The organism is Frankia sp. CeRuru1, from assembly GCF_977966315.1.
The window spans coordinates 1-5479 of the sequence record NZ_CDWWEW010000282.1 but is presented as its reverse complement, the minus strand read 5'-3'; the positions used below and the strand labels follow the sequence as shown (position 1 = coordinate 5479).

Sequence of the window (5479 nt, the reverse complement as noted above, 5' to 3'; positions counted from 1 at the left end):
GGCCCAGGCCCGCCCGGTACACGCCGCGCTGACGACCCGGCCCAGGTCCGTCACTCGGTCGCGGTGCAGGAAGAGGTGGGGCATTGCCATGAACGACACTCTACGTTGGAGGTAGCCCGGCGCGTTGTGGCCCTCCGAGACTCGGCTGGTGCTCGTTATGGTGTTCCGCCTGCTGCTCCGCGGAGTCGGTGTTTGCCGGATATCGTGCATGGCAGGCAATCCTTCCGCCTGGGCAGGCGCCCGCGCGTCACCCTGCTGGAGAGAGGGACCGGAAATGAGGTGCCACGCGCGGTGGTTTTCGTCGAATTCCGTCGATACCCGGACGAAGGTTCGGTCATTGCCCTGGACCAGGGCCTGGACCAGGGCCCGGACCGGGGCCTAGACCAGGGCCCGCGCCGATGAGCGGACCCGTCCCCGATGTCGGTCGTGCGCGGCTCGAACAGCTTCTGATCCAGCTCTCCGAGCAGGTGAACGAAGTGGCGTCCGTGCAGACCCGGATGCGTGGCCTGCTCGACGCGGTCGTCGACGTGGCCCGGGAACTGAGCCTGCCGGTCACCCTGCGCCGGATCGCGCAGGCCGCCTGCCAGCTCGTGGGGGCCAAGTACGGCGCCCTCGGGGTGATCGGCGACGACGGGGAGATCTCGGAGCTCATCCACGTGGGCTTCCCCGACGAGGTGCCCACCATGATCGGCAGGCTTCCTGAGGGGCGCGGCCTGATCGGGGAGAGCCTGCGCCACCCTCGGCCGTTGCGGGTGGCCGACGTCGCCCGTCATCCCGTCGCGATCGGGTTTCCCGGCGGGCACCCGCGGTTCGACACCTTCCTCAACGTCCCGATCATGGTGCGGGGCGCGGCGTTCGGAACGCTGTTCCTCGGCGCGAAGCGCGGTGGCGGCGAGTTCACCCAGGAGGACGAGGATCTGGCGTGCGCGTTGGCGGCCGCGGTCGGTTTCGCGATCGAGAACGCGCGGCTGTACGAGGAGACCAGGCGCCGGCAGGCCTGGCTCTCGGCCAGTGCGGAGATCACGACCGCGCTGCTGTCGGTCGCGGAGCCCGAGAAGGCGCTCGACCTGGTGGCCCGGCGGGCCCGTCAGGCGACTGCGGCCCGGCTCGCCGCGATCCTCGTCCCCGACGAGGCCGGCCTGGTCGTCGGGGTTGTCGACGGGGAGGGGGACGACGACCTGCGAGGCCGGGTCTTCGCCGACAACCGCCGCCTGAACGAGGCCATGCGCACCGGCCGGGCCGTGCTCGTGCCCGCCGACTCCCCGGGCGGTCCGCTGTTCGGCGCGGACCATCCCGACCTCCCGGTGAAGGTCGGCATGGTGGTGCCGCTGATGGCGGGTGGCCGGGCGCTGGGCATCCTCGTCCTCGGCTCGGGTGAGCGTTCGGCCTCCTTCGGCGGTCTGGACCTGGAGATGGCCGCGGCTTTCGCCGGGCAGGCCGCGCTCACCCTCGAACTGGCCCGGGTGCACCGCGACCGGGAGCGTCTGGCCGTCTTCGAGGAACGGGACCGCATCGCTCGGGACCTGCACGACGTCGTGATCCAGCGGTTGTTCGCCACCGGTCTGCACCTGCAGAGCCTTGCCCGGGTCGTGGACAGCCGGGCGGCCGGGCGGCTGGACGCCGCCGCCGGCGAGCTCGACCAGACCATCTCCGACATCCGTCAGACGATCTTTTCGTTGACCTCCAACGCTGCTGAGGAGACTGATCTGCGCGCCGAGATCCAAGCGGTCATCGCCCAGGCCGAACGGGCCCTGGGGATCACCCCGACGGTCCGGCTGGACGGACCGATCGACCGCGGGGTCCCCGCGGCCATCCGCCCGCACATGCTCGCGGCGCTGCGCGAGGCGTTGTCCAACATCGCCCGCCACGCGCGGGCCTCCCGGATCCACGTGTTGCTGCGGGTCACCGACGCCGACATCCTGGTCGAGGTGCGCGACGACGGCCGCGGCCCCGGCAAGGCCTCGCGCAGCAGCGGGCTGGCCAACCTGCGGCACCGTGCGCTCGACCTCGGCGGCCGGATGGAGTTCGGCCCGGGAGCGGGCGGCGTCGGCACCACCATGACCTGGCAGGTCCCGGTGATCGCGCCGTTGCCCGAGCTTCGCGTGCACTCCGGCGAGGGATGGGGCGTCCTCGGTTAGCGGGTACGGCGGGGTTGCGGGGAACCCCGGGCCTCAAGAGCCTCAAGAGCCTCAGGGATTCAGGGGTTCAGGGGTTCAGGGGTTCAGCCTGGTGGCGAACACCGCGGCCTGGGTCCGGCTCTCCAGCCCGAGCTTGGACAGCATGCTGGAGACGTAGTTCTTCACGGTCTTCTCGGCGAGGAACATCCGGCTGGCGATCTGGCGGTTGGTGAGCCCCTCCGCGATCAGCCGGAGGATGCGCCGCTCCTGGTCGGTGAGCCCGGAGAGCCGTTCGTCCTCGGCCGGTCCCTCCCGCAGCCGCACCAGGACCCGGGGCGTCACCGCGGGATCGAGCAGGGACTTGCCCGCCGCCACCTGGCGCACCGCGTCCACGAGGGCGGTTCCCCGGATCTGCTTGAGAACGTAGCCGGCCGCGCCCGCCATGATCGCTGTGAAGAGCGCCTCCTCGTCGTCGAACGAAGTCAGGATGAGGCAGGCGATCCGTGGATCGCTCGACCGGACCTGCCGGCAGACCTCGATACCGCTGCCGTCCTCCAGGCGTGCGTCCAGCACCGCGACGTGGGGCTGGAGGGCCAGGATTCGGGCTACCGCCTCATCGGCCCGCCCGGCCTCCCCGACCACCTCCACATCGGGTTCGTCGGTGAGGAGATCCCGCAGCCCGCGACGCACTACCTCGTGGTCGTCGAGAAGGAACACCCGGATGGTTCCGGTGATCGACGCAGGCCCCGGTACGTCACCGACTCCGGAACCGTCCGCCAGTTCGTCTGACACCGTTGACTCCGCCCGACCCTGACGCCGTAGAAGACCGTCGCTGTTGTCACCTGCAGCAAGCAGAATATAACGCTCGCTGTTGGAGGCGGTGGCCCCGACCGCACGGAAGCGGTGTCGTGCGTCTCGGCGGATGCCGTTCGGTGAACCTGTGAACGCCGGTTCCGGCGTCATCCGAAAAGGGTAGGTCCGGGTGGCGCCCGCCGAAGTCCGGGGAGATGTAATCGAGCGACTTCATGATGTGATTATGTCAGGTCGCAATTGGCGTGCCGGCGGCGGATGCAGAGCCTGTCCGCGGGCCCGGAGGTTTCGCCTGCTCCCCGGCGCGGCGCCGCAGCCTGTCGGCCGGGACAGGGGAACCTCGATCGGGCCCGTCCGGTGTTTGTATCGTATGTCCTCCATGTGGCAAAAAGCACCCCGCTGTGTAGCGCCTCCGATCCGTCCGTCAAGATGCAGTTCTCGCCCTCAGGTGCCGGCGTCATTCTCCGGAGTCGGCCGATCATGGGCGTCTTCGGTATAGCGGCAGACAGAGATCGAGGGAAAGGACGTGCGGTCGTGCGATGGGGTAGGGGCGACGTGGCGACCACCACGGTCGCGGCGAGGATCGCGACGTTTCTGACGGAGCAGGCCGGCGGCGCGGCGCTCGCGGATCCGCGGCTCGCCGCGGCGGCCAGCCGTTCCTGGACGCTGACGGAGACGACCGACTCCGCCGGGTCCGTTACCTGTCGGGTGACCACGGCCGTTGTCGCGGGCGCCGCCGCGACGACCTCCGAGGTCCCCGTCGTGACGGGACCGCAGCCGGATCCGACCCTGTCGTACGAGCAGCTCGTTCGCTACCGCGACGCCCTGCTCGCCGCGGACTTCGCCGTTCAGGAGGTCTTCGAGGGCTGGCGGACGGTCGCCCTCGACGTGCGGGTCGCGGCGGATGCCGCTCCGGCCGACCTGCCCGAGGCGACCGTCGAGACCGGTGAGACCGGTGAGACCGGTGAGACCGGTGAGGCTGTCGAGACCGGAAGGGTCGGCGGCGAGGCGTCGGCGCCGCTAGAGTTGGCCACTGGTCCGATCCTGGACGAGGCCCCCTTCTCGACCGCCGTGGACCCGCAGCCGGCCGTGGACCTGCAGCCCGCGGAGGTCGCCTCGACAACCGGGGAACAGCCCGTCGGGCCCGCGGCGGAGGCCGAGGACGCGCCGGTCGTGACGGGTAGCCGGAAGCGGCCTGGCCGGAGGTCGGCCGACGCAGGCCGTCCGCGAGCCCGGCGCGGTCTGTTGCGACGTCGCGTTCCCGCCGGGAAAGCCGCGGCCGAGGCTGCCGACTCCACCACTCCCGACTCCATCGTCGGCGGGTCGCCGGCGTCCTGACGCCTGACCGCTGGACCGCCTGACCGCTGGGCGGGCCTTCGCGGCTTCGGGACTACTCGACGGTCGTGGCGGTCGTCGTTGTCGTGACGGCCATTGTCGTGACGGCCGCCGTCGTTGCGGCGTCCGCCGTCGCGGCGTCCACGTCCGGCAGGTGCCGGCGGGATGCCGCGACGGTGTCAGGTCGCGGAAGACCGGGATCGCTCAGTAGGGGCGGCGGTGGCGGGCCGACGAGTTCCCCGTGCCGCGAATCCAGCCGTGCTGGGGCACCCGGAGCGGCGTCCCGGGGCCGGCGGCTCGCAGCCGGCTGATGAACGGCATGACGAGCAACGCGCCGACCGCGAAGCCGACTACATGTGCTCCGTACGCCACGGTACCGCCGTCGGCGACGCCGAATCCGGTGAAGTAGATGTACTGCAATGCGAACCAGAAACCGAGGACGATCCAGGCCGGCAGCCAGAACGGCAGAAAGAACAGGACGGAGACCAGGCCGATGACGCGAGCCCGTGGAAAGAGCACCAGATAGGCCCCCAACACGCCGGCGACCGCGCCGGAGGCGCCGATCAAGGTGTTCGTCGACCCACCCTCCAACAGGGCGAAGCCGTACCCGGCGGCGTATCCGCAGACCAGGTAGAACAGCGGGTAGAGCAGCCTGCCCATGCGATCTTCAATGTTGTTGCCGAAGACCCCGAGGAACAGCATGTTGCCGATCAGATGAAGCCAGCTCCCATGCAGGAACATCGAGGTCAGCACCGACAGCACCGGGATCTTGTCGAAGCTGGGCGGTGATTCCACGATGCATCCCGGGTTGCCGGCCGCATCCACCCCGATCCGGCCGGAGTTCGCGGCGGTGAGCTGCGCATTGTGCACCAGTTCCCACGGGATCGCGCCCCACTCCTGGAAGAACCGCTGCTGCTCGCAGATGTTCTGTGCCGCCGACGTCTCCATGCCGGCGACCGAGCTGACCACCGGTTCGAAGAAAACGAAGATCATCACGTTCGCCGCGATGAGCAACCAGGTCACGACCGGGCGGCGGCGCAGGGGATTGATGTCGTGAATCGGGATGACCACACTGACATCCTGCCCGATGAGCCTGGGTAGCTGCTCCCACCTGGCACTCCTACCTTGGCACCCAGCCGTACCCGCGCGAGAGACGCCGGGCCGCCAGACACCGGTCAGGCATAACGCGAAAGGGCGCCTTCGACGTGACTTCCTCG

Annotated in this window: 4 protein-coding genes; 2 read left to right on the top strand and 2 right to left on the bottom strand. The window is 70.0% G+C overall.

The features are described from left to right. Positions 1 to 398 precede the first annotated feature (398 nt). On the top strand, positions 399 to 2138 hold the full coding sequence (locus tag AC08OP_RS17905) for a sensor histidine kinase (RefSeq protein ID WP_476615243.1): 1740 nt from the start codon (positions 399 to 401) through the stop codon (positions 2136 to 2138). Between the two features lie 75 nt (positions 2139 to 2213). Here AC08OP_RS17905 and AC08OP_RS17900 read toward each other — a convergent pair whose 3' ends face one another. Then, on the bottom strand, positions 2214 to 2909 hold the full coding sequence (locus tag AC08OP_RS17900; RefSeq protein ID WP_476608377.1) for a response regulator: 696 nt from the start codon (positions 2907 to 2909) through the stop codon (positions 2214 to 2216). A gap of 573 nt (positions 2910 to 3482) precedes the next feature. Between AC08OP_RS17900 and AC08OP_RS17895 the strand changes: the two genes are divergently transcribed. Beyond that, the gene (locus AC08OP_RS17895) at positions 3483 to 4265 is read left to right on the top strand and encodes a hypothetical protein (RefSeq protein WP_476615242.1); all 783 of its coding nucleotides are present in this window, start codon (positions 3483 to 3485) and stop codon (positions 4263 to 4265) included. 201 nt (positions 4266 to 4466) lie between these two features. On the opposite strand, the gene AC08OP_RS17890 is transcribed toward AC08OP_RS17895, so the two are convergent. Continuing rightward, positions 4467 to 5333: a rhomboid family intramembrane serine protease gene (locus AC08OP_RS17890; protein WP_476615241.1), complete on the bottom strand. Its 867-nt coding sequence runs from the start codon at positions 5331 to 5333 to the stop codon at positions 4467 to 4469. Positions 5334 to 5479 lie beyond the last annotated feature (146 nt).